The organism is Chryseobacterium gambrini (assembly GCF_027920505.1).
GTDB lineage: Bacteria > Bacteroidota > Bacteroidia > Flavobacteriales > Weeksellaceae > Chryseobacterium > Chryseobacterium gambrini.
In genome coordinates this window covers 813,186-838,864 of record NZ_CP115857.1, presented here as the reverse complement: position 1 = coordinate 838,864, position 25,679 = coordinate 813,186, and the positions used below count along the sequence as shown (strand labels likewise).

At 36.3% G+C, this 25,679-nt stretch carries 24 protein-coding genes; 17 read left to right on the top strand and 7 right to left on the bottom strand.

Annotated elements, in window-relative coordinates:
• Window position 1: 1 nt before the first annotated feature.
• The 8 genes from PFY09_RS03735 (at window position 2) to PFY09_RS03700 (ending at window position 8,313) form a co-directional block, all read left to right on the top strand.
• A complete protein-coding gene (locus PFY09_RS03735; RefSeq protein ID WP_271161447.1) occupies window positions 2-1,000 on the top strand; it encodes an HlyD family secretion protein in 999 nt (332 codons plus the stop codon).
• Between the two features lie 20 nt (window positions 1,001-1,020).
• The gene (locus PFY09_RS03730; protein WP_271161446.1) at window positions 1,021-2,187 is read left to right on the top strand and encodes an ABC transporter permease; all 1,167 of its coding nucleotides are present in this window, start codon (window positions 1,021-1,023) and stop codon (window positions 2,185-2,187) included.
• A complete protein-coding gene (locus PFY09_RS03725; protein ID WP_271161445.1) occupies window positions 2,184-3,356 on the top strand; it encodes an ABC transporter permease in 1,173 nt (390 codons plus the stop codon). Before PFY09_RS03730 ends, PFY09_RS03725 begins: the two co-directional genes overlap by 4 nt.
• A 240-nt stretch (window positions 3,357-3,596) precedes the next feature.
• Entirely contained in the window at window positions 3,597-3,962 is a 366-nt protein-coding gene (locus tag PFY09_RS03720; RefSeq protein ID WP_076389915.1) for a BlaI/MecI/CopY family transcriptional regulator, read from the top strand.
• 2 nt (window positions 3,963-3,964) lie between these two features.
• Complete coding sequence (locus PFY09_RS03715; protein WP_271161444.1) at window positions 3,965-5,830, top strand: M56 family metallopeptidase; 1,866 nt, start codon at window positions 3,965-3,967, stop codon at window positions 5,828-5,830.
• A 65-nt stretch (window positions 5,831-5,895) separates the two neighbouring features.
• A complete protein-coding gene (locus PFY09_RS03710; protein ID WP_271161443.1) occupies window positions 5,896-6,798 on the top strand; it encodes a GLPGLI family protein in 903 nt (300 codons plus the stop codon).
• Between the two features lie 85 nt (window positions 6,799-6,883).
• The gene (locus tag PFY09_RS03705; protein WP_076389919.1) at window positions 6,884-7,444 is read left to right on the top strand and encodes a sugar O-acetyltransferase; all 561 of its coding nucleotides are present in this window, start codon (window positions 6,884-6,886) and stop codon (window positions 7,442-7,444) included.
• Between the two features lie 26 nt (window positions 7,445-7,470).
• Entirely contained in the window at window positions 7,471-8,313 is an 843-nt protein-coding gene (locus PFY09_RS03700; protein ID WP_271161442.1) for a GLPGLI family protein, read from the top strand.
• Between the two features lie 60 nt (window positions 8,314-8,373).
• On the opposite strand, the gene fsa is transcribed toward PFY09_RS03700, so the two are convergent.
• On the bottom strand, window positions 8,374-9,027 hold the full coding sequence (gene fsa / locus PFY09_RS03695; RefSeq protein WP_076389923.1) for a fructose-6-phosphate aldolase: 654 nt from the start codon (window positions 9,025-9,027) through the stop codon (window positions 8,374-8,376).
• Between the two features lie 42 nt (window positions 9,028-9,069).
• On the opposite strand from fsa, the gene PFY09_RS03690 reads away from it, so the two are divergent.
• Window positions 9,070-9,225 carry a hypothetical protein gene (locus PFY09_RS03690; protein WP_175608765.1) on the top strand — a complete coding sequence of 52 codons (156 nt, stop codon included), beginning with the start codon at window positions 9,070-9,072 and terminating at the stop codon, window positions 9,223-9,225.
• Window positions 9,226-9,259: 34 nt separating this feature from the next.
• The gene (locus tag PFY09_RS03685) at window positions 9,260-9,742 is read left to right on the top strand and encodes a YdeI/OmpD-associated family protein (protein WP_271161441.1); all 483 of its coding nucleotides are present in this window, start codon (window positions 9,260-9,262) and stop codon (window positions 9,740-9,742) included.
• Between the two features lie 46 nt (window positions 9,743-9,788).
• Here the strand turns inward: PFY09_RS03685 and PFY09_RS03680 are convergent, their stop codons facing one another.
• Window positions 9,789-10,352 carry a tetratricopeptide repeat protein gene (locus PFY09_RS03680; RefSeq protein WP_214589967.1) on the bottom strand — a complete coding sequence of 188 codons (564 nt, stop codon included), beginning with the start codon at window positions 10,350-10,352 and terminating at the stop codon, window positions 9,789-9,791.
• A gap of 185 nt (window positions 10,353-10,537) precedes the next feature.
• On the opposite strand from PFY09_RS03680, the gene pepE reads away from it, so the two are divergent.
• From pepE to PFY09_RS03665, 3 genes are all read left to right on the top strand, one after another.
• A complete protein-coding gene (pepE, locus tag PFY09_RS03675) occupies window positions 10,538-11,230 on the top strand; it encodes a dipeptidase PepE (protein WP_271161440.1) in 693 nt (230 codons plus the stop codon).
• A gap of 447 nt (window positions 11,231-11,677) precedes the next feature.
• A complete protein-coding gene (gene dacB, locus PFY09_RS03670; protein ID WP_271161439.1) occupies window positions 11,678-13,048 on the top strand; it encodes a D-alanyl-D-alanine carboxypeptidase/D-alanyl-D-alanine endopeptidase in 1,371 nt (456 codons plus the stop codon).
• A gap of 7 nt (window positions 13,049-13,055) precedes the next feature.
• Window positions 13,056-14,210: a sensor histidine kinase gene (locus PFY09_RS03665; protein WP_228423084.1), complete on the top strand. Its 1,155-nt coding sequence runs from the start codon at window positions 13,056-13,058 to the stop codon at window positions 14,208-14,210.
• 451 nt (window positions 14,211-14,661) lie between these two features.
• Here the strand turns inward: PFY09_RS03665 and PFY09_RS03660 are convergent, their stop codons facing one another.
• From PFY09_RS03660 to PFY09_RS03640, 5 genes are all read right to left on the bottom strand, one after another.
• Complete coding sequence (locus PFY09_RS03660; RefSeq protein ID WP_087710516.1) at window positions 14,662-16,518, bottom strand: M61 family metallopeptidase; 1,857 nt, start codon at window positions 16,516-16,518, stop codon at window positions 14,662-14,664.
• 167 nt (window positions 16,519-16,685) lie between these two features.
• Window positions 16,686-18,314 carry a M1 family metallopeptidase gene (locus PFY09_RS03655; protein ID WP_271161438.1) on the bottom strand — a complete coding sequence of 543 codons (1,629 nt, stop codon included), beginning with the start codon at window positions 18,312-18,314 and terminating at the stop codon, window positions 16,686-16,688.
• 452 nt (window positions 18,315-18,766) lie between these two features.
• Window positions 18,767-19,594 (bottom strand): twin-arginine translocase subunit TatC, encoded by an 828-nt coding sequence (gene tatC / locus PFY09_RS03650; protein ID WP_185140322.1) that lies wholly within the window; start codon window positions 19,592-19,594, stop codon window positions 18,767-18,769.
• A gap of 77 nt (window positions 19,595-19,671) precedes the next feature.
• Entirely contained in the window at window positions 19,672-20,157 is a 486-nt protein-coding gene (locus PFY09_RS03645; protein WP_271161437.1) for a hypothetical protein, read from the bottom strand.
• Between the two features lie 8 nt (window positions 20,158-20,165).
• Window positions 20,166-21,125: a KpsF/GutQ family sugar-phosphate isomerase gene (locus PFY09_RS03640; RefSeq protein ID WP_271161436.1), complete on the bottom strand. Its 960-nt coding sequence runs from the start codon at window positions 21,123-21,125 to the stop codon at window positions 20,166-20,168.
• Between the two features lie 159 nt (window positions 21,126-21,284).
• On the opposite strand from PFY09_RS03640, the gene recQ reads away from it, so the two are divergent.
• From recQ to PFY09_RS03620, 4 genes are all read left to right on the top strand, one after another.
• On the top strand, window positions 21,285-23,489 hold the full coding sequence (gene recQ / locus PFY09_RS03635) for a DNA helicase RecQ (RefSeq protein WP_271161435.1): 2,205 nt from the start codon (window positions 21,285-21,287) through the stop codon (window positions 23,487-23,489).
• A 106-nt stretch (window positions 23,490-23,595) separates the two neighbouring features.
• Window positions 23,596-24,030, top strand: coding sequence for a hypothetical protein (locus PFY09_RS03630; protein ID WP_271161434.1), 435 nt, complete (start codon window positions 23,596-23,598; stop codon window positions 24,028-24,030).
• 10 nt (window positions 24,031-24,040) lie between these two features.
• The gene (locus tag PFY09_RS03625; RefSeq protein ID WP_271161433.1) at window positions 24,041-25,120 is read left to right on the top strand and encodes a glycosyltransferase; all 1,080 of its coding nucleotides are present in this window, start codon (window positions 24,041-24,043) and stop codon (window positions 25,118-25,120) included.
• Window positions 25,121-25,184: 64 nt separating this feature from the next.
• Window positions 25,185-25,535 (top strand): hypothetical protein, encoded by a 351-nt coding sequence (locus tag PFY09_RS03620; RefSeq protein WP_271161432.1) that lies wholly within the window; start codon window positions 25,185-25,187, stop codon window positions 25,533-25,535.
• Window positions 25,536-25,679 lie beyond the last annotated feature (144 nt).

Genomic DNA, 25,679 nt, shown 5'->3' with positions numbered 1-25,679 from the left:
GATGAAAAATTTTATAAAAAATTACTGGGCAGTATGTATTCCAATTGTTGTATTAGTCATCGCGCTGATTTATCTTCTTCAGAACAAATCTTCCGAAAGCAGCAGCAAAGATGCGGTTATAGGAATGGTAGACGCTGAATTTGTGGACGTTTCGGCTTCACTTCCGGGTAGAGTTTTGGAGCTTTTGGTAAAGGAAGGCGATAATGTAAAGGAAGGACAGATTATTGCACAGATGAAAACCTCCGAGATCGAAAGCATACAGTCTCAGGTTTCAGAAGCGGTGAAAATTGCACAGAATCAACTGGATAAAGTAAATCGAGGAGTAGAACCGGAAGTATTGAAATCAGCCGAGAATTTACAGCAGATTGCACAACAGCAGATGGATCTGATGTCTAAAACGTACAGCCGTTTTCAGAATCTTTATGCTGAAGGAGTAGTTTCCGGACAGGAACGCGATGTAATTTATTTCAAATACAAAGCAGCCCAGAAAGAACTGGAAACCGCCAATCTTAATGTTCAGCTTTTGAAAAGAGGAAACAATGAAGAGCTTAAAAACTCGGCACAGTCGGTTTTAAATCAGGCAAAAAGTGCGGATGAACTTACGCAGGAAATAAAAGACAATGCTTCTATAAAAGCACCTGCTTCCGGAATAATTTCTACGGTTATTGCCAAAAAAGGAGAAATGGTAAATGCGGGGTATCCGATGATGACGATTCAGAAAGATCAGTCTTTTTTTGTCAAATTTAATCTCCGTCAGAATCAGATGACGAAAATAAATAAAGGAAGTCTGGTAACCATGAAAATTCCCGGCTGTACTCCTGAAAAAGTTCAGGGAAGAGTGGCAGAACTGGCTCCGGCTTTAGGCTATGCAGACTGGGTTCCGGAAAAGCAGAACGGAGAATTTGAACTCAGAACATTTCAAATCAAAGTAAGACCGGAAAACGCAGGTTCCATTAAAGGACTTCGTTCAGGAATGACGGCTCAGCTTATTTTTCAATAATTTAATTCACAAGAAGAACCTTGAAAACAATCAGCCAGATTATCATTCGGGAGTGGAAACGGATTTTTTCGATTCCGAATTTTTATGTGGTTTTATTGGTCATTCCGCCCATAATATTTCTTTTTTACGGATTAATTTACCAGAAGCAGTTTGCAAAAGAACTTCCGATGGCAGTTTGGGATGAAGACCAGTCTTCTGTTTCCAGACAGCTTACGGATATGATGGATCACAGCGATCTGATTCATATTACACAAAAGGTTTCCAGCAATGCAGAAATAGAAAAATTAATGAAGGAAGGCAAGATTTTCGGAGCTGTACATTTTCCTAAAAATCTGGAGTCGGATGTTAAAAAAAATCATCAGTCAAACATTACTTTGTATACCAACGGAGCGTATCTGGTTCCTGCAAAAATGATTTATAAAGGAGCTGCAGAAGTCATTATAAAAGGCGGTCTTGCCGTAGTTCTCCAGAAAGCGGAAAAGCAGGGAATGCCTGCTGAACAGGCAACAGCTTTGGTTCAGCCGATAAAACTGAATACCACAACACTTTATAATCCGGATTTTAATTATCAGATGTATTTAACACCCGGACTGATTACGGTTGGTCTTCAAATGGCTTTGGTCGTAGCTTCTGTTTTAATTTTAAATCTTGAATTTAAACGGAATACGATTGATGAACTCTTAAAAATTTCCGCTTCTTCCTCACAGATTATAGTCGGAAAAACGCTTGCACATCTTTGCATTTCATGGATTCTCTTTGTATTGGTTGCTTACATTGTATTTCCTGTTTTTGAACTGGGAAAACCACAGACCGATTTCAATTTTTTCCTGATCTATACTTTAATGTCTTTAGCCTGCATCGGCATCGGAATGATGCTTTCTGCAATATCCAATAATCTGCTTTTTGTAACCGATGTGGCTCTGTTTTTTACTTCTCCGGCTTTTGTGTTCAGCGGTTTTACATTTCCGCGATGGGCGATGCCTTGGTACGATCAGTTTTACGCAGACATTATGCCTTATACCCACTTTCTGGATGGTTTTATTAAGCTTTATTTCATGGAGCTTCCATTAGCATATTCAATGCCTGAGATTTTTAAACTGCTGATTTTTACCGGAGTAACATTTCCTTTAAGCATTGTGTTTTTTCAGAGAAAAATTAATAACTATCTTAAAGAAAAGAGCGTATGAAGGAGATCATTCAGATATTTAAAAGAGAACTTCGGAATGTTTCGAAAGATTCGAGTCTGTTTCTGATTTTGCTTCTCGCTCCGATTCTGTACGCGTTCATGTATGGAAGTATTTATTTAAACAAAGGTGAAGAAAAGGTAAAACTGGCGTTAATTGATGATGACGGAACCTCCATTTCCAGAACATTGACACAGCAGTTTAATTCCACTTCCATGATTGAAATCGTTCCGGCTTCAAATATTGCCGAAGGACAGGAAAAAATGTATCGGGGTGAAGTTCAGGGGTATTTTTATATTCAGTCAGGATTCGAGAGAAATATTTTATCGCAGAAGCAGGCAAATGTGAATATGGTTCTCAATGCTTCCCGTTTTTTACCTTCCAGCGATTTACTCAGCACTGCAACCAAAGTATGTTTAACGGTTGGAGCAGGAGTGAGGAAAACGTACTTTAACAAACAGGGAATGGGAGAAGACGAATCCATGAAAATGACCAATCCCATCAATATGGATTACCGTCCGCTTTACAACGCAAGTATGACGTATGGAGGATTCCTGTTGCCCGGTTTATTGGCGATTATTCTTCAGCAGACACTTCTGATTGGCGTTGCGGCGGCTTTTACTTCAGAAAGGGAAGAAAATAAACTGCTGAATCTTTATGGAATTTCAAAACAAAGTATTTCTAAAATGATTTTTGGGAAAAGCATCCTTTACTTTTTTGCTTTTATGATTTTCGGATTGTTTTTCGCTGTAGTGAATTTCTCTGTTTTCGGGGTTGAAATTCGCGGAAACGCCATTGATCTTGCGGTAATTTTTGCGTTATTTATTTCTACAATTATCGTTTTCGGAATGCTGATCGGTAGTTTTTTTAAGACGAAACTGTTTGCATTTCAGGTTCTTGTATTTTCCTCTTATCCGATATTTCTGATTACGGGATATTCTATGCCGTATCAGGCGCTGCCGAAATTTGTTCAGTTTTTGTCTGATGCTTTGCCGACATCGCCGTTTTTAAAGACCTTTATTTCTATTGTACAATCCGGAGGTTCGCTTTCAGATAATCTTCCGTCGGTCATTCATCTTATTATTTTATGGATCATTTTTGAAGGTCTTCTGATTCTGAGAATAAAATATTTAGTCAGTTCATCAGTAACAGAAAATAAAAATCGAGAGTAATCTTTATGATGGTCTGACGATTTTTAAAACAATCGAATAATCCTTCCAAAATTTCTTTAACAAATTTTAATAAAATTTATTTATTTGATTATCAATTATTTATGTGTTTTAATCTTTTATCACTAAAAAAATAGTTGTTTGGATGAATTTTATTTCTACATTTGTATAACTAATTTATTAGTGATATAAAATTTTCGTGAATATTTTTATGTCACGTTTAATGATAAAAATGAAAAGGATATGAAAATTCAGACTTTAACAAAAGCAGAAGAACAGGTGATGCAGTATTTATGGAAACTGGAAAAAGGATTTCTGAAAGACGTTCTTGATCTTTTCCCTGAACCGAAGCCTCACACCAATACCGTTTCTACCATTTTAAAAGTACTGAAAGAAAAAGAATTTGTAGATTATAATGTATACGGAAGACAGCATGAATATTTTCCGTTGGTTTCCAAGGAGCAGTATTCCGGAAAAACCATTAAAAGTCTGGTGAAAAATTATTTCAAAGGATCTTACAAAAGTGCCGTTTCTTTTCTGGTTGAAAAAAATGAAATGACGGTGGAAGATCTTGAGATGCTGTTAAACGAACTTAAAAAGAAAAACTAACCATGGAAACTGTACTTCTCTATTTCGGAAAAGTTATTTTATGTTCCGGTGTAACGTTTCTGTATTATCAGTTGTCTTTAAAAGACAAGACGTTTCATCACTACAACAGATTTTATCTTTTGTCTGCGATGCTCATTTCTTTATTGCTTCCTTTAATAAAGGTCGAAGACTTTACCATTGAAGTAAGCAATGACTTATATAAGTTGATAGATCAGGTACAGAATTTTAATACAATTAAAAACTCAAACAATGATTACATTTATTTTAGAATTATTTTTTCGGCTTTGGGACTTGTTTCTTTCTATTTTTTAGGAAGATTCGTCTACGGGATTTTCAGAATCCAAAAGCTTAAAAGTCAGTTTCAGAAAGAAAGTTTCGATGGGATTAATTTTTACCATACAAACTTATCCGAGGCTCCTTTTTCTTACTTTAAAAATCTTTTCTGGAAGAATTCCATCACGCTGAATTCTGATCTCGGGAAACAGATTTTGAAGCACGAAATGGTGCATATTGAACAGAAACACTCCTTCGATAAAATTTTTATTGAGATTATTACCTCTGTTTTCTGGTTCAATCCTTTTTTTCATCTCATCAAAAAAGAAATTAGTTTAATTCACGAATATCTGGCTGATAAAAAAGCCGTAAAACAATCGGACACCAAAGCATTTGCGCAGATGCTTTTAGCAAGCCACTTTTCCGGAAACCAGTTGCCTGCAACCAGTCCGTTTCTTAGTTCAAATCTAAAAAAACGATTAAAAATGTTACAAAAACCTAAAACCAAATTCGGATATGCGCGTAGAATTTTTGCATTGCCGGTAGTATTTTCTGTTGCGTTTGCCTATTTAGTAAATGCCAAAAACCAAGAAATTAAAGCAACAAATATAGAAATTGAGAAAGCGGTTTCTCAGATTAAAAAAGGAGATAAAATTGTTATTAAAAAAGATACGATTACTCCAGATTCAAAAGATCGAATTGTCGTAAGTCCAAAAGTGTACAAAAAATCGGAAGACGACAAAAAAATAGCAGATTTAAGCAAAAAGATTCAGGAAAAAAGCCAGAATCTGAAGAATTTTAAGCCTGAAAGTGACGAGTACAATAAAAACCTCGAAGAAATCGGAAAACTATCCGGAGAAATCGGAAAAATTGCAAGCTCAAAAGATTTTCTGAAATCGGCAATGGTGATCCGAATGGACGGAAAGGATGTTAATATCAACGATTATTTTAAATCCAAAGAATGGAAAGATCAAATGAAAGAGCTGGAAGAACTTAATATTGAAATTCCTGATATTCCAGAAATGAATTTTGATTTTCCCGATGCTCCTCCAAGTCCGCCCAATGCACCGAAAGCGCCAAACGCTCCAAAAGTAAAAGTATATTCTTTCCGTGATTCCAGAGATATGAAATGGTCGCCGGAATTTGAAAACAGCTTCAGTTTTTCCGAACCAAAAGTAAAAGAATCTGCGGCAATGGCTAAAAAAAGAGCGAAACTTGAGAAAGAAAGAGCCAAACTGGAAGAAAAAAGAGCCAAATTAGAAGGCGAAAGAGCTAAACTGGAAGCAGAACGAAGAGCTTTGGACGGAGACAGAAAAGTGTACATTTATGGCAATACTTTCAGAGGTTTTCCGGATGAAAAAGTATTCAGAATCCATGCAGACAATATTAAAATCGATAATAAAAATCAATCTGTTGTTGCTTCGGGTATCAAAAATCTGAACGGAGCAGGAGATATGAAGATCTATATTAACGGAAAAGAATCTACCAATGAAGAAATGCAGGCTCTGGATTCTAAAACCATCAAAAGAATGGATGTAAACAAAAGAAATGTAGACGGAAAGATGCAGGGCGAAATCCGAATTCAGACTAAATAATCAAGTTTTTAGACTCTGCTGATTATTTCAAAATAACAGCAGAGTTTTTTTAAAAAATACAGTTTATGAAATATAAATTACTCCTCTTTTTATTGGCAGGAATTCTTGCCAATGCACAGATCAACCGTTTTTTCTATGATTACAAATTTATTCCCGATTCCAATAATAAGGAAGACGTGAAAAGTGAAATGATGTACCTTGATATTGATAAAAACGGTTCGAATTATTACAGCAGAACAAAATTTGTCGCCGATTCCACTTCCAGAGCAGAACTGGAGAAGCAGATCAAATCATTTTCCGGAAATATCAGTGTTAACAGAAGAGAAAATCCGGGACAGGTTTCATTCAAAGTAACCAAAAGCTATCCCGATTTTAAAACATATCTTTTCAGAAGTGTTTCTTCGGATCAATATAAAATCAGAGAAGATCAGAAACCGGAATGGAAAATTTTATCCGACAAGCAGAAAATCGGGGAATACAATACGCAGAAAGCAACCACAAGCTTTGGCGGAAGAGAATGGATTGCGTGGTTTTCTACGGATATTCCTTTTCAGGACGGACCTTATAAATTTTACGGTTTACCGGGACTGATTGTTAAAATTGAAGATACTGCAGGTTCCCACATCATGACTTTAGTCGGAAATAAAAAGGTTACCCAAGCTGCTGCTTCAGAAAAAGAACCGGAACTTCCGCAAAACATCAGGGTTTTCGGAATGGGCGGAAAAGAGCTTGAAGTAACGGAAGATCAGTTCAGAAAAGCGTGGAAAGATTATGTAAATGATCCTGCTAAAAACATGAGGGAAATGATGATGAGGAATACCGATAATTCTAAGATGACTTTTAAAGTGAAAACTTCAGACGGAAAAGAAATCTCAGATCCTAATCAGGTTTTCAGGGAAATGGAAAAGAGAACAAAAGAATCTCTGGCAAAAAATAACAATCCTATTGAGCCGGATCTGGTAAAATAATAGGTTAAATATTTCTTAAAACAGGGCAAAAGTAATTTCTGCCCTGTTTTGTTTTTATTATCTTTAGAACTGCAAATCATAAAATATGACGGAAAAGGAAAAATGTGCAAAAGGACTTTTGTATAATGCCAATTACGATCAGGAACTTATTGAAGAAAGAATTAAAGTAAAAGATCTTTGTCAGGAATACAACCTCCTGAAAAATTCTGATGCTGAAGGAAGAGCGGCACTGCTGAGAAAGATTTTAGGCAAAACAAAACAGAATATCTGCATAGAACCCAGTTTCTGGTGCGATTACGGATACAATATTGAAGTGGGAGAGAATTTCTATTCGAATCATAATCTGGTAATTCTGGATTGTGCGAAAGTAACTTTCGGAGATCATGTTTTTATTGGTCCCAACTGTAGTTTTTACACCGCAAATCATCCCATAGATTTTAAACAAAGAAATGAAGGTCTTGAATCTGCTCATCCTATTACAGTAGGAGATAACGTATGGTTCGGAGGAAATGTAGTGGTTCTTCCCGGAATTTCTATCGGAAATAACTCTGTGATCGGAGCGGGAAGTGTCGTAACCAAAGACATTCCGGACAATGTGGTTGCAGTGGGAAATCCTTGTAAAGTGGTGAAGAATATAATGAATTAAAAATTTAAACTAAATAAAAAATATTAATGAAGAAGATCATTATTGCGTTTGCGTTGCTATTGGGAATGCTGTTTAATGCTCAGAATAAACGTTTTGTTTATGAGTACAGATTTGTTTCAGATTCTACAAAAAAAGATGTATCGATCACAGAATCCATATACCTTGATGTTTCTAAGAAAGGTTCGAAATTTTACAGCAGAGACAAATATATTTCAGATTCGTTGATCGAGGCTCAGTCGAAACATCAGAACGGAGATTTTTCTAAAATTAATTTCGGAATGGTTCCTTATGTTGTTCAAAAATCTTATCCCGACTATAAAATTTTGTTCTTCAATCGTTTGGATATGGATGAGTACAAAGTTTCTGATGACAGGAAAATGGAATGGAAAATTTTACCGGAAAAAGAAAAAGTGGGTGAATTTAATGCACAAAAAGCAACCACGGATTTCGCCGGAAGAAAATGGACGGCTTGGTTTGTTGCCGATATTCCGATTCAGGACGGACCGTATAAATTTCATGGATTACCGGGATTAATTGTAAAGCTGGAAGATAAGACGAACTCTCATTCTTATGTTTTAAAGGAAATTATAGATTTAAAAGATCGGGAATGGAAAAGTCAGGAAGAAAATCACAGATTCGGAGCATTGGTTCCTTTAAATCAGGAAAAATATAAAAAACAGTTTCTTGATTACCGGATCAATCCGACAAAAGGAATACGGCAGATGCTTTCAAGCGGAACTAAAATCATGATGACCGACGAAAAAGGAAATAAGCTGGATGTGGAAGACATGATTCGTCAGCGTGAGAGAAAGGTAAAAGAAGATAATGCAAAAGACAATAACCTTCTGGAACTGGATTTACTGAAATAATAATTACGGCGCGGAAACGAAGTTTCCGCGCCGTAATTTATTCTGAAATATAAAGATATATTAAGATAATTTCTGAGAATCTGCAACAAACTGCGCCAATCCGCTGTCTGTTAAAGGATGTTTCAGTAAACTCAAGATCGGAGGAAGCGGTGAAGTAATCACATCTGCTCCAATTTTAGCACAGTCGATAATGTGCATCGAATGACGGATAGAAGCTGCTAAAATTTCAGTTTCATACATATAATTATCAAAAATCAATCTGATTTCCTGAATTAAATTTAATCCGTCAGTTGAAATATCATCCAGTCTTCCCAGGAAAGGAGAAACATAAGTTGCACCTGCTTTTGCAGCCAAAAGAGCCTGTCCCGGAGAGAAAATCAGCGTACAGTTCGTTTTGATTCCTTTATCTGAAAAATATTTTAACGCTTTAATTCCGTCTTTGATCATCGGGATTTTCACCACGATATTCGGGTGGATTGCTGCCAATTCGTCTCCTTCTTTAATCATTTCTTCATACGTTGTAGAAAGAACTTCCGCAGAAATATCTCCGTCTACAATTTCGCAGATGGCTTTGTAATGATTTTTAATCGCTTCAGCTCCCTGAATTCCTTCTTTTGCCATTAAAGACGGGTTGGTTGTTACCCCATCAAGAATTCCAAGATCTTTAGCTTCTTTTATTTGCTCTAAATTAGCAGTGTCAATAAAAAATTTCATTTGTTTTACAGATTTATTTTGTACAAAGATAATCATTCCTTTTTGAGTGGAAAATTAATTAAAGATGAGATTCCGCATTCAGGAAGAGTTTCTGTTAAAACAAAAGTGAATAGTAGAGAATTACAATTCCCCTCTTTCGGAGGGGTGGCAAAAAATCAAAGAATTTTTGACGGGGTGGTTAAAGATTTACAGTTTTAAAATAATCACTAATTTAGTTAACAATAAAGTAGTAATGAAAAACCATTTCACCGCGAAACTCGAAATTATCGGAATTAATCCGTTTATTTTTCTTCCTGAAGAAATTCTTGCCGCCGTATTTGAAAATTCAGGCAAAAATAAAAGTCCGATTCCCGTAAAAGGAACAGTGAACGGCAAAGAATTTAAGCAGAATTTAATGAAATATAAGGGAGAATGGCGGTTATATATTAATGTAACTATGCTAAAAGATTCACCAAAAAGAATTGGCGAAACACTTGATATTTTTATTGAATATGATGACTCCGAGAGAAAAATTTCTATGCATCCTGACTTGGAGAAAGCCATCAACGAAAACCCTGTCGCCTTAAAAAACTTTGAAAAATTAAGCTCTTCAAGAAAATCAGAACTGATAAAATATATCAATCATCTTAAAACTGAAAAGAGCATCCAGAGAAATATTCAGAAAATCATTCAGCATCTGAAAGGAGAAACAAACTTTTTCGGCAGGAAAATTTAATAAAAAGAAAAAAGATCCGAAGACAATTTCTTCGGATCTTTCACAACTATGAATTTAAAGCTTTGCTTAACTTTACAGCATCCTGATTGGTAGGATCGTACTGTAAGGATTTAGCAATATGCTCCTTTGCTTTATCAGGATTGCTCTGCTGTTCAGAGAACGCTACATAAAAATAAGCGTATGCCAGATTTTTCTTATTCTGTTCCACCTCTTCAGGCTTTACCGTTGCAATATACTTTTCATAAGCCAGTTTTGCATTGGCATCGTCTTTCGCAGACTGATAGGCATAAGCCTGACTATAATAAGATGGCGCCCAATCCGGTACTAAAGCCGAAATCTTTTTCCATGTATCAATTGCGTTTGTCCAGTCTGAAGCTTCCTGATACGCTCCGGCTAATTTTGCCAAAGCTTCGGTATCTTTCGGGTTGGCTTCGATCTGTTTTTTTAGACCGTCAATGGTTGGGTTTCCTGTCGACTGAGCGGTTGTTGTGGTTGTTTTTGCAGCAGTTGTACTGTCTGTCTGTGTCGTCTGCGCATTTACAAAACTTGCGGTTCCTATAAACATCAAACCTAAAAACAGGTTTTGAATATTACTTTTAATCATTTTCATAATCTTACATTTTTCAAGTTGATAATTAAAGTTCAATTATAATTCCATAAACGTCTAAATTTTAGAATCTTTAAACTTTTTTGGAAAATATTAACGGGATTCTATGTTTTTTTATCATTATTTTTGATTCGCTGCAGATTCGGTTTATCTTTGTAAAACAACGATTATAAGACAAATCATCCGTTATGAATATCATTTTGGCATCAACTTCCACACTCTTTGGTGGAGCATATCTGGAATATCTGAGAGAAGAATTAATCAAATTATATGATGGAATCGACGAAATCATTTTCGTGCCTTTCGCAAGACCGGGCGGAATTTCTCATGACGATTATACAGCAAAAGCACGTTCTTTTTTTGAAACCATAAATATTAAAGTGAAAGGTCTTCATGAATTTGAGGATAAAACACAAGCCATAAACAGCGCGAAAGCATTTTTTACAGGAGGCGGAAATACTTTTTTACTGGTAAAAACTTTACATGAAGAAGGCTTGATGAATGTTTTGAAAGAAAATGTTGAAGGCGGAAAACCTTATCTGGGATGCAGCGCAGGAAGCAATATCGGCGGACAGAATATGAAAACAACGAACGATATGCCGATTGTATATCCTCCAAGTTTTGATTGTATGGGGTTGGTTCCGTTCAATATCAATCCGCATTATCTTGATCCGAATCCTGAACTTAAACATAATGGTGAAACGAGAGAAACCAGAATTAAAGAATTTTTAACGCAGAATGACTTAAAAGTTGTCGGACTTCGTGAAGGAAACTGGATCAGAAGAATGGGCGATAAAATTACCGTTGAAGGAACTGAACTCACGAGAATCTTCGAAAAAGAAAAGGAACCTTATGAAATCGAACCGGGAAGTGAACTGTAAATTTTATTTTAATTATATTTGAATTGAAGAATTTGATTTGTAATCATATGTAAATAAGGTCAAATGCTTCGCAGGTTCAGCATGATATTTCTAATACTAACGGTTTTATTTCAACAGTTTATTTGTAGCAGTGTCATGCTGAGCCTGTAGAAGCACATCAATAATCTTGTTTAAACAAATTTCAGAATTAACCGCAAAAGGCACAAAAGACAATATTAAAGCGAATTTCTATAATAATCAAAGCGCTCAAAAGAATAAAAATCAAAGATTTTTAAAAACTATGGTGAGCTTTTTCATTTATAATGATCAGCTTTAAATAAAAGTTTAGTTCATCTTTTGTGACTTTTGCGGTTAAATAAAAGTTTAGACAGACTTAAAAACATGCTGAAAAAATAAAGCAGATTCTTCATTTCTAAAAAGACAATAAAAAGTTTATAAAAAAACGCAATGAAAAAGACATTGGCTGTTCTTACATTATCCACGCAGATTATTTTTGCCCAAAATATTACTCAGAAACTGGATGAAGCAACCAAAAACCTGATGAATTCTTCAGGGGCAATTTCATCTAACTTATCATTTTATGTTTCCGATGAAAACGGAAATTTTATTTACGAATATCAGGGAAGTAAAGGACTTTCGACAGCTTCTACGCAGAAAATATTTACTGCCGGAACAGCTTTGGAGATTTTAGGAAAGAACTACACGTATAAGACTGTTTCATCATATTCCGGAAATATTTCTGGTGGAAACCTGAACGGAAATCTTTTCATCAGCTCAACCGGAGATCCCACATTGGGAAGCTGGAGATATGAAGCCTATAAACCCGAAAATTTTAAGCAGAAATTAATTGATGCCATAAAAAAATCCGGGATTAAAAAAATTTCAGGAGATCTTGTGATCGACGATTCTTACTTTGATCATCAGACGATTCCGGGAGGATGGCCATGGAATGATCTTGGAAATTACTATGGAGCCGGAGTTTGGGGGATCAACTGGCGCGAAAATCAGTTCGATATCAATATCAACGGAAATGAATTCAAAAGCTTCTCTTATCCGCTTGAAGGAGTTAACTGGCTGAATGATCTTAAAGTGGGCGGAAGTTCAGATCAGAGTCTGATTTTTACGGCGCCGCATTCTGACGTTGCGCTGATTAACGGAACTTTACCTGCCAAAACGGTTACGGTTTCCGGTTCGGTTCCCAATCCGCCTTTGCAGCTTGGTGCGGAAGTGAAACAATGGCTGAAAGATTCGGGAATTGATTTTTCGGGGAAAGTCCTTACCAATTCCCAACTGGAAATTGAAGGGAAAAAGGCATTGCAAGCTCCGAAAAATAATGTTATTCTTACCTACGAATCGCCGACTTTGGATAAAATTATTTACTGGTTTCTGAGAAAAAGTATCAATTTTTACGGTGAAACTTTAATAAAAACGTTAGGAAAAGAGAAAAAAGGCGATCCAAGTTTTAAAAGCGGAGTAGCTTATTTAAAAGAATTCTGGAAATCAAAGGGCATCAATCCGAATATGATTAATTTTGCCGACGGAAGCGGACTTTCTCCGCAAAATTATGTTGCGGCAAAAGCAGAAGTTCAGGCTTTGCTGTACGCCAGAAAACAGCCTTGGTTTGAATCTTATTATGATGGTTTTCCAACGCACGATAACGGTATGAAAATGAAAAGCGGAACGATGAGCGATACCAAATCTTACGCAGGATACCACACCTCAAAAGACGGAAAAAAATATGTTTTCTCCATTATCATTAATAATTATGAAGGGAGCGGAAGCACAGAACTGCAGAAAATCCTGAATGTTTTAAAATAAATTTGCCTTGAAGAAATCCATATTTGCAAGACTTAACAACTGGATTATTTTTACGCTGATGACGATTGTTGTCTTAACGATTGTTATTGCTTCTACAATCCTTTTTAATTTCCTCCGAAAAGAGGAAGTAAAAAGGGTAGATATTTTAGTCACTGCACTGAAATTTCAGCAGGAAGTAAAGGTTCCGAGTCTGGAAATTCAGGCATTGCTGTTGCAGATTTACAGTTCGAATACCACGATTCCGGTGATTATTCTCGATAAGGATGGACAGATTATCGAGCATAAAAATATTCCGCAGGATATTGAAAACAATTCTGCTGAAATTGTTGCTCTGGCTAATAAAATGGCTAAAAATTATCCGCCGATCGAAATAAAAGTTCCCAATGCAAACAATCAGTTTGTATACTATGATAATTCAGAACTGCTGAATAATCTTCGGTATTCTCCCTATATTTTAGGGTTTTTCATTCTGTGTTATTTTCTTTTTTCATTCTGGTTTTTACGGACGATTAAAAAAACGGATGAAGGCTATCTTTGGGCAGGTCTTGCTAAAGAAACGGCACATCAGATCGGAACTCCATTGTCTTCGATGATCGGCTGGATGGAAATTATGAAACTGGATACTCCGGATTCCGAAGGCGTTCATGAAATTGAAAAAGATATTGAAAGATTAAGAACGATTTCCGAGAGGTTTTCGAAGATTGGTTCTGTTCCGGAACTGAATGATAAAGATTTCAACGCGACCATTCAGGAAAATTACGATTATCTGAAAACAAGAATTTCAAGAAAGATCAATTTCGGACTTCACCTTCCCAATTACACGATTTTGGTTCCCCATAATAAAATCCTGATGAGCTGGGTGATTGAAAATCTTGTTAAAAATGCGGTTGATGCGATGAAAGGAGAGGGCTCTATTTCAATGTCTGTTTTGGAAAGAAACAAAAATATTGTTGTGGAAGTTCAGGATACGGGAAGCGGAATGACGAAACAACAGGCAAGAAATGCTTTTAAACCTGGTTATTCCACCAAAAAACGAGGTTGGGGACTGGGATTGTCTCTTGCAAAAAGAGTGATTCAGGAGTATCACAACGGAGATATTAAAATTTCCCAGACTGAAATAGGAAAGGGAACGACTTTTAGGATTACAATTAAAAAAGGGTAAATTGTTTCAGGAATGTGCTGCGTAAAGTTTGTCATTCCGGAGGAATCTAAGCTGTGAAATTTATATTTTGATTTTTGTTAACTGACAATTTTTTATTGAATATTTATAAGGAGTGACCTGAATTTTAGCCCTGATTGAAGCTTTGTTTGAGCTCATTTTGTGTATTTGGGTTTGCGGCGGCGAAGCCGCCGCAAACCCAAATACACAAAATAGCGATTGCGGAAAGCAGGAAAAAGCTCCTAAAAATTATCCATTATTTACAGCATTTACAAAGACTTCGACAAGCTCAGTCTGACAAAATTTCAAAATAGCAGTTGGATTTAGCAATGTCATGCTGAACTTGCAGAAACATCCGTTTGCTCAAAAACTCTTGCTGCCCACATTGACAATAAAAAAAGCGGAGAAAATTCCCCGCTTGATTACTAAGTCCTAATTTTAATCTTAGCTGCATTTATTTTTTTCCGGTTAACCACTGATCCTGTAATTTTTGTTCAGCGGCTGTTGGATTAGATTTGAACTGAAGCGTTTCGATCGTCATTTTATCCAGAATTGCTTTCCCTTTAAGATCGATTTTCTCTGTTTTGTCACCATTCTTTCTTAAAACGGTTACTGTTACGTTTTGTCCCTCCTTCACAGATTTCGCATATTCTACAAACGACTGGATATTCTGAACATTGATGGTTTTTCCGTCCAGAGCAACGATTTTATCAGTGATTTTAAATCCGATGCTTTTTGAGAAAGGAGACAGGGCAGAACTTTCGTCGAATACAAATGCATTGTCCTTATCATCAAAACCGGTCTGTTGAGGATCTTTAATGAACCAGAAAATCGGCGGAGTTTCCTGTTTTTTTGCTTCTACACCAACAAGACTCAGATATTGTGCATATGGCGTTGGCTGATCTCCTGCAATGTATTTGTTGTAAAAGTCTTTTACCTGAGGATACCCTGTAACTGTTACCAGTTCGTCAATCAGTTTATCGTCTTTAAACGGTTTGTTTTCCCCAAATCGCTGAGACAGTTTTCTGATCATGTCACGATAGCCCATTTCTCCGTTGGACAGCTTTCTCAATTCGATATCAAGACACATCGCAAGAAGCGCACCTTTTTCATAAACGTTTCTATACTGGTCTTTGTATTCATCTTTAAGAACATTTTTACTCATTACCGTGAAAGGCATGGTATCGTTATAGTTCTTGGAGTTGGCGATTTTTTCGCTCATTCTCTGAAGGAATTCGTCTTTTGTGATCAGACCTTCCTGAATCTGGAATAGATTTGCAAAATATTCTGTTCCGCCTTCATACATCCACAAATGCTGAGACATTTTCGGATCTGCATAATCGAAATAGTGAATTTCTTCCGAATGCGTTTTCAAAGGATTTACCGTATGGAAAAACTCATGAGAAACAACGTCTGTAATGGTTTTGTCAATCGCATCTTTCGGCATCATTTCAGGCAGGACAACACTTGTGGATTCGTGGTGTTCCAAAGCTCCGAAACCTTTGATATGCGGTTCTTCCATTCCCGAAAGATAAAGCATGATCGCATATTTTTTGTTGGTGTTCATATCACCTAAGAATTTCTTCTGGGCAATCACCGTTTTCTCAAGATTTTCTTTGAAATCAGCGGCTTTGTATTTTCCTGTCGGAGAATAAACGCCCAATACAAGATCCATTCCTCCCGCATTGAACGTCACATAATCCGGTTTTGTGTACATTAACGGAGAATCGGTCACTTTTGCATAATTCGCTAAAGTATAGGTGTCTGTAGATTCAGATTTATCCTGATCTACCAAAGCGGTTGTTCCGTAGAAATCCGTTGGTTTCTGGATAATTAACTGATAAGGAACGTCCTGCATATTATCAATGTATCCAACAAATCCGTGGGTATTGATCAGATAAACTTTTCCGGTTTCAATATCTGTTCCCGAAGGTGAAAATACCGCTTTGTGTTTGGAATCGTCCATTTCTTCATCGAAACTGTCATTCACAAGATAAGTTACTTTGCTTAAATTCTGAGCGTTTTTCAGAGCGTAAGTGTTGTCATTTACTTTTGTGAAAGCAATCTCTTTCCCTTTGTTATCTAAAAATTTAATTCCTTCCACAAATCTTCCGTAATCGTCTACAGAATAAGTTCCCGGAACTGTTTTAGGAAAATGAAACTTCACGTCACCGGATTTCATTTTTGGGAATTCCATCGTTACGGCAACCTTATCGTCTTTTACATTTACCAGATCTATCGTAGTTTTTATAGACTGTGCATTTACAAAAAACGCAGCCAGTAATCCTAAACTTAGTGCTATTTTTTTCATTGAATTCAAATTATATCTAAGTAGTTGATGAAAAATTGATTTTGTTACTTTAAAAGTTTTAAATTTTTGTTAAAATTTACAGAGAGTAATTAATTTAATACTGATTCCTGAATAAATGAAACAAAAAAGCAAAACCGAAAAACGATTTTGCCTGTATTATTAAGATTTTACTGTATCTTTTTATAATCAATGTAATAATTCTCGTTAAACTGTACCGGAGTTCCTTTTTTTAGCTTTACAGTCTGCCATTGCTCGGTTGGATTAATGGTGATTCCGTCAATAATAATAGGAAGTTTTAAATTCTTCACAACGTTGGTGTAGCGGAATTTCAGTTCTTCGCCTTTCTGGGAATATTCCAGTGTCGGAATTTTTGTGGTTCTCAGATATTGATTGAACACACTTGAAAAATCAATTCCGGATTTCTTTGAAATATAATTTTCGATCTGTTCGGTGGTAACCGTCTGATGATAAAAATCTTTATTGATTCCTCTTAAAATTTCTCTGAATTTCGCATCGTTATTGATGATCTGACGGATCGTGTGAAGCATACTTGCGCCTTTCGGGTACATATCGCCGCTTCCTTCATTTCTTACGCCGTATTTTCCGATAATCGGAACATCATTCTGAATACCGTTGCGGATTCCCTGTGCATAAATATCCGCAGATTTTTTGTCCATATATTTTTCGGTGAACAAGACTTCGGAGTACATCGTGAAACCTTCGTGTACCCACATATCTGCCTGATCTTTTGCGGTAATATTATTCGCAAACCACTCGTGTCCGCTTTCATGAACAATGATGTAATCCCAGTTTAATCCAACTCCCGTTCCGGAAAGATCCTGCCCCAGATAACCGTTTTGGTAAGCATTTCCGTACGCAACGTTACTTTGGTGCTCCATTCCCAAATAAGGGGAATCTACAAGCTTGTAAGAATCTTCATAGAATGGATAGGGTCCAAACCAGTATTCAAAGGCTGAAAGCATCGGTTTTACCTGCTGAAACTGTTTTTTTGCTTTGTCTAAATTATAATCAATTACCCAGTAATCCAGATCCAGTTTCCCTTTTTCTCCGTTAAAAGTATCTTTGAAGTTCACATATTTTCCAATATTCGGAATGATAGAGTAGGCGTTAATCGGATTTTTAACTTCCCATGTGTAAGCCATTTTATCGCCTTCTGCTTTTTTGCTGATTAGTCTTCCGTTTCCAACCCCCACTAAATCTTTGGGAGTAATGATTTTCATCACAACGCCATTGTCGGGTTCATCGTCCCAGATATCTTTGGTAGGAAGCCAGATAGAAGCTCCGATTCCTTCGTCGGCAACGCTCATCCACGGATTTCCGTTTTCATCTTTGGTGAAAACCCAGCCTCCGTCCCAAGGTGCCCGTTTTGCAATGGTAGGATTTCCGGAATAGGTGACGTCAATAGTATATTTTTCACCCTTTTTAAAGCTTTTATTGGTTTTGATCCAGATAAAATCGCCATCCTGTTTATATTCTGCCACTGGAAAACTGGCTTCCACTTTGTCCGCTTTCATTGGCTGCTGCAGATCAATCTGAAACGTAGGGTTTGTAACGTCTTTAATGATCTCAAAACTGATCTTGTTGTTTCCTTTAATGCTTTTCTGGGCAAAATCCGGTTCTACGGAAAGGTCATATTTTTTGACGTCCCAAAAGTTTCGGAATTGTGTATTGGAACCTTTTAAGGTATCCTGTTTCGTGAAAACCTTATCTTTCTCGAAAAACTGTCCGAAAGAAAGACTTGCCGCAAACAAAAGCGTATATGAAAGTTTTTTCATCTGAATTAAATTATAATCGCTAAAATAGAAATTTAATAGACGTAAAATTCAGCTTATCTAAATTATTACGATCTTTTTAATTAGACGAAAGAAGTAAAAGTTTGTTACATTCTTTGTTGTTATCATTTCGTAATCAATGGTTTCCAAGTAAAATTCCCCTCCTTTGGAGGGGTGGCAAAAATTCTTCAGAATTTTTGACGGGGTGGTTAAAAAACACAATCCGCAAAAGACTTATTATCAATATTTTCAGAAACAATTCTTTTCCACACAAAAACCCTAGCCGCGATTGCAGCAATTGTCTGAGCTCATTTTCAAGATTCAGGTTTTGCGGCGGCTTTGCCGCCGCAAAACCTGAATCTTGAAAATGAGCGAGTGCGGAAAGCGCGATAAAGCTCCTGAAAAAGAAAAATCCCGCAGAAAATCTACGGGACTATATTTTGAATGGATAAAAATTATTTCTGAACTGCAGGTAAATTTCCAGCCGCTTTCTGAACTTTCTTATAGGTATACGAACACATGATGATACTGAATTCGTACAGTAAAAGCAGTGGAAATGCTGCCATCAACATACTTAAAACGTCAGCCGGAGTGATAATTGCTGCAACCACCATGATTAAAACAATCGCATGACGACGGTATGTTTTCATAAAGGTTGGTGTAAGAATTCCGATGGTGGTAAGGAAATAAATAAGTACCGGAAAAAGGAAAATTACGCCCATTCCTAAAACAACCTGTAAAAACAGAGTCGTATAATCGCTTAAATCATAAAGCGGAATAATAATATCGGAGATTTTGAAAATAACCCCAAAATTAACGGCAAAAGGAAGAATTAAATAATATCCGCATAAAACGCCCGTCATGAATAAAATCCAAACCGAATTGATGATAAAGATTGAATTTTTTCTTTCATTCGGATGTAAAGCGGGGCTGATGAATCTCCAAAGTTCCCATACAATATAAGGAAAAGCCAAAACAATTCCTCCAAAAATGGAAACTGCCATCATCACATTAAACTGCTGGTAAAGCTTGCTTGCACGAACCGGAAAATCTTTCGGAAGGTGAATGCTGTCTTCGCCCAAAATCATTTTGGAAAAATGATTCACAATCTCAAAGGTGGCAAAATCATTTCGGGTAGGACCAAAGAAAACGTGATCCATAATCCAGTTGATATTGAAACCGATAATAACTGCAGCAATTATAATAGCGAGAATTGAACGGATGAGATGACCTCTTAGTTCACCAATATGTCCCCAAAAAGACATGTCTTTAGCATCACTCACAGGATAATATTTTTTTTAAGATTTCAAATTTAGGAAAAAAGTTTCAGTAAAAGGAAGTTTAATATCAATACTGTGGACTAATTCTCTATTTTCATATCGTTGAGCAGATTTTTAGCAATTTTGCCGATTTCTTTCCATCGCTCATCCAGATTAAGGTCTACTTTTTCGAAAAACCATTCGTCCTCAGTAATTTTTGATGCAGCCTCTTTAAATTGTAAAAGCTTAGGAACCGTTGCCGCACCGATCAGGTTGTTTCTCAGCAAAGTTTTGAAAATTTCTTCGGTAAAGACAAATTCTATATCTTCTTCAAGTCTTCTGAATGGAAAATCTTCCGAGGCATTAGTTCTGAATTTTTCGACATCATAAGTACACAGGACTAAAACTTTTACCAATATATCATAATAGTCATTACTGTTTTCATCAAAAGTATGTTGCGTGAAATAATTTATTTTTTGCTCTTTCTTTCTTGATATAGTATAAGTTCTGGGCTGGTCTGCGTGGTAATAGATATAATTTCTCAGGATATAAAATAAAAGACCTGCCAAGAGAAGTAAAAAATACATAACAGAGATTAATTAATTCCTTCATCCAGCAATTTATGCAGATCGATAATCCCGAAATATTTTCCGTTTTCCGTTACCACAAGCTGTCCGATATTATTGTCCTTTAATATTTTCATGGCTTCTTTAGCCAAAGCGTTTCTCTCGATGGTTTTCGGATGCGCAGACATGATGTCTTTTGCAAGAACTTTAGCGATATCATCACCTTTTAAGAGCATTCTTCTCAAATCACCGTCGGTAATCACCCCGATAATTTCGTTATTATTCGTTACAACTGTGATTCCGTGTCGGGAACCGCTGATTGAGATGATGACATCTTTTACCGTATCATTTTCTGTAACCTGAGGTTTTTGGGATGAAAGGAAATCATCTACTTTTGAAATTAAATTTTTACCCAGACTACCTCCCGGATGAAATTTAGCAAAATCATTTGCCTTAAAATCATTCATTTCCATTAAAGCAATCGCCAAAGCATCTCCCAAAGCCATTTGCAGAGTGGTTGAACTTGTAGGCGCAAGTTTATTCGGACACGCTTCCTTTTCTACATACGTATCTAAAATAATTTCGGAAAATTCAGCAAGTTTGCTGGATTTATTTCCCGTCATTCCTATTAATGCAGAAGAATAGTCTTTCAGGTAAGGAACCAGATTCACAATCTCCGGTGAATTTCCGGAATTTGAAATACATAATACAACATCCTGTTTCTGGATAACGCCCAGATCTCCGTGGATGGCTTCCGAAGCGTGTAAAAACTGAGAAGGGGTTCCTGTGGAATTCAGGGTGGCAACAATCTTATTTCCAACGTGCGCCGATTTCCCGATTCCCACCACGATAAGTTTTCCCTTGGCAGAATGAATAATTTCTACGGCTTTCGCAAAATCTTCATTGAGTCTGGATTTAAGTTTTTCTAATTCTGAAATTTCTATTTCTAACGTACTTTTTGCGATTGAAATAATGTCGGCTCTTTCCATTTTTACTTTTACAGCGTATACAAAAAATCTCTTAAAAAACGTTATATTTTTAAAAGGATATTTAATATAAATTTTATTTTTTATAAATTCGTTCGCTTTTATTTTAAGCGAAAAATTCATATCTTTGGGTTAGATGCAAATTTAGCAATAGAAAATTAGATGAGCGCAAAAAAAGCCAATTTATCAGGCGAATTGAAAAAATATTTCGGGTTTTCTACTTTCAAGGGACAGCAGGAGCAGATTATAGAAAACCTTTTGAACGGGAAGGATATATTTGTTCTGATGCCTACAGGAGGAGGAAAATCCTTATGTTATCAGCTTCCGGCTCTTATTTCGGAAGGTACGGCAATTGTGGTTTCTCCGCTTATAGCGTTGATGAAAAACCAGGTAGATGCCGTGAACGGGCTTTCATCTGACGATGGAGTAGCACACGTTTTAAATTCATCATTAAACAAAACGCAGACCAAACAGGTTTTCGACGATATTAAAAGTGGTAAAACCAAACTTTTATATGTTGCCCCGGAATCATTAATTAAGGAAGACTATCTGGATTTTCTGAAAGATGTGAAAATTTCCTTCTTTGCCATTGATGAAGCACACTGTATTTCAGAGTGGGGACACGATTTCAGACCGGAATACCGAAATCTGAAATCCATTATCGATAAAATTGCCGATGTTCCGGTAATTGCACTTACCGCAACGGCTACACCAAAAGTTCAGGATGATATCCAGAAAACGTTGGGAATGACGAATGCTCTGGTTTTTAAAGAAAGCTTCAACAGACCGAATCTCTACTATGAAGTACAGCCTAAGGTAAATGTAGACAAGGAAATCGTAAAGTTCATCAGTCAGAATAAAGGGAAATCCGGAATTGTTTACTGTCTGAGCCGAAGAAAAGTTGAAGAATTTGCACAGCTTCTGCAGGTAAATGGTGTAAATGCGCTGCCTTATCATGCAGGTCTCGACCAGAAAATTAGGGTGGCGAATCAGGATAAATTTCTGATGGAGGAAGTGGATGTGATTGTGGCAACCATTGCTTTCGGAATGGGAATCGATAAGCCGGATGTACGTTTTGTAATTCATTACGATTTCCCAAAATCTCTGGAAAGTTATTATCAGGAAACCGGTCGTGCAGGTCGTGACGGAGGAGAAGGTCATTGTCTCGCGTTCTACGATCCGAAAGATATTGAAAAACTGGAGAAATTCCTTGCTCAGAAGCCTGTTTCCGAAAGAGAAATCGGATTGCAGCTTCTCAATGAAGTGGTTGGATACGCAGAGACTTCGATGAGCAGAAGACAGTATATTCTGTATTATTTTGGGGAAAATTTTGATCCAATCAATGGTGACGGAGCAAAAATGTGCGACAATTCATCGAATCCGCCCAAATTAAAAGATGCAACAGACGATCTGAGAAAAGTTCTGGAGCTGATTAATGATACCGGAGAAAAATTCAAAGCCAAGGATCTGATCTCGGTCATCGCAGGAAAAGAAACTGCAGTTACCAAGTCTTACAAACTGGAGCAGACTTCTTATTTCGGTTTTGGAAAAGAAGAAAAAGACAACCACTGGAAAACAATTTTAAGACAGGCAACGGTTCAGAATTTTTTACAGAAAGATATTGAAACTTACGGCGTTTTAAAAATTGCTGAAAAGGGAAGACTGGTTCTCGATGGCAAACTGGAACATTCTTTTATGATTGCAGAAGACCGTGAGTTTGATTTAACGCAGACAAAAGCAGAAAGCGATCAGGTTCAGATGCAGTCCGGAGGCGGTCTGGATCAGAATTTATTCAACCAGCTTAAAGAGTTAAGAAAAAAAGTTGCCAAAAAACATGGAATTCCGCCTTACACGGTGTTCATGGACCCGAGTTTGGAAGATATGACGGTTCAGTATCCGATTACGGTGGAAGAAATCACCAAAATCTATGGAGTCGGAGAAGGAAAAGCCAGGAAATACGGTAAAGAATTCGCAGATTTCATCAGTAAATATGTAGAAGACAACAATATCGAGCGAACTCAGGATATGGTTCTGAAACAGGTGGCAAACAAATCCAGTCATAAAGTTTTCATTATTCAGAGTACCGATAAAAAGATCGATCTTGAAGACATTGCAAGAGCCAAAAATCTTTCGATGGACGAACTGCTGAAGGAAATGGAACGTATTGTTTATCAGGGAACCAAACTGAATATCGATTATTATATTGAAGATAATTTTGATGAAGATATTGTTGACGGTTTCATGGAATTTATGAATGAATCTGAAAGCGACAGCATGAAAGTTCTTTTAGATGAATTCGGAGACGAACTTTCGGATGAAGAGGTGAGAATGTTGAGAATAAAATTCATCAGCGATGTTGCCAACTAAATTTATTTTAAACAATAACGAAATTATAATGAAAGAAATTCTTCCACGGAAGAGTTTCTTTTTTAATACAACTGAAAAGCTCAGAATCCTTTTTTCATTTTTTTATTTGGCTGTCTCAGTACTTTTTATTTTCAGCAAATCTCCGATTCTCATCTTTGGAATTGTCATGTTTTTTATAGGTCTTTATCTCGCATTTTTCAGATGGGTTTTAAGATATTTTGATATTAAAAATAATTACTATCTTATTACAAATCAGAGAATAATTATTGTTGAAAAATCGACTGGTGAGATTGAACAGGAGAGAAATTTTTTTGAAATAAATGAGATCAATGCAGAAATGAATGGCAGTTTTTTTGGTAATATCATTTTTGGAGAACCTGAAAATATATTTGGAAAAAGTGACGAGCCATTTTCATTTTTCAACAGAGGCGGAATGAATTTCACAGAAGATAAATATGTATTTCTAAGTGTTGAAAATATTAACGAGGTTATTCCTGTTTTTGAAGAGCTTGGTTTGAAGGTTAAGAAAACTTTTTACTAATTTTACAGTGATGAAAAAGATTTCTGTCATATTTATTCTGCCGGATCTGGAAACCGGAGGCGCGGAAAGAATTGTTACCACCATTGCAAATCATCTCTCACGGGATCGTTTTGAGCCCAATATATTGCTTCTGCGCAAACAGGGAGGTTATCTCAGTATTTTGAAAGATGACGTTGAAATCATTGATGTTAATACGGAAAGAATCAGACATTCCTTAAAGCCTATTCTCAGGGAAATTTACCGCAGAAAGCCGGATATTGTATTTTCCGGATTTGGAGAGGTAAATGCTTATCTGTCTTTATTCATCAAAGTTTTTCCCAAGACAAAATTTATTGCAAGAGAAACCAATGTTGTTTCTCAGCACGTCACAAGAAAGGAAATTAAATTTTTCTACAATTTCTATAATAATTACGATACAATCATTGCGCAGAGTGATGATATGAAGCATGATCTGATGCTTAATTTCAAGATTAAACCTTCGAAAATCGTTAAAATAAACAATCCTGTAGATTTTGATTTCATTGATGAAAAAATTAAAATTTCCCATAAACCGGAAAGTTTTAAATACGGCTATAAAAATGTTGTCGCGATCGGAAATTTATCTGCGAGAAAAGGTTTTGATAACTTACTGAAAGTTTTCTCAAGGCTTAAAAACGAAAATATCCTGCTTCATATTTTGGGTGACGGACAGGATCGTGAAATTTTGCATCAAATGAAAGATTTTTTAGGCTTAAAAAATGTGATCTTTCACGGAAGACAGGAAAATCCTTATCAGTTTTTAAAATATGCAGATCTTTTTATTCTTTCATCAAGATATGAAGGTTTTCCGAATGTTTTGCTTGAAGCCGGAGCTTGCGGAACGTATTCTTTAGCCAATAATTGTCCCGGAGGAATTACCGAAATCATTCAGGACGACACCAATGGTGAAATTGCGAATATTGAAAATTATGAAGAATTTTCACAGAAAATTATGAAAATTCTTCATGAAAATCATGAAAATGAAGCCATTAAAAATTCTATAAAATCCAGATTTTCCAAGAATATTATTTTAAATCAGTACGAAAAGTTGTTGCTGGATCTGATGAAATAACCGTCTTGAGTATTCAGCTAATATTTTTTAATTTTGGACTTTTAATTTCAGAAAACAATTAGTAATGATTAAAATCCAGAAACTGGGATGCGCCTGCGAAAAACCGACTTCCACTTACACAGAATTCAGAACGTCAGAATTGGGAATTGATCAAACGAATGGAAGATTTGCCGAAGTAAGCATTCAGCAGTGTAAACTTTGCCAGAGAATCTGGATTCGGTATTTTGTGGAATATGAAAGTTTTTCCAAATCCGGAAGATGGTACAAAGGAATTGTTTCTAAAAAAGACCGTCCTCAAATTACCCCCGAAAATGCTGTAGAATATCTCGAAAGCCTTGATTGGTATGTTTACGGAGGCTCATATTTTGAAAGCACAGGAGAATTCGGACAGGGGAAATTGATAGTGGATTTGTAACAGGTTGGAAGTATGAAGCCGGAAGCTGGAAGATCATACTACTGGAAAAGTTTAGTTTAGTGAATAAAAAGATTAAATTTAAAAGATATTTGCAATTCTTTAAACTTCCATCTTCCATCCTCAATCATCCCTCTCAAAAATTTG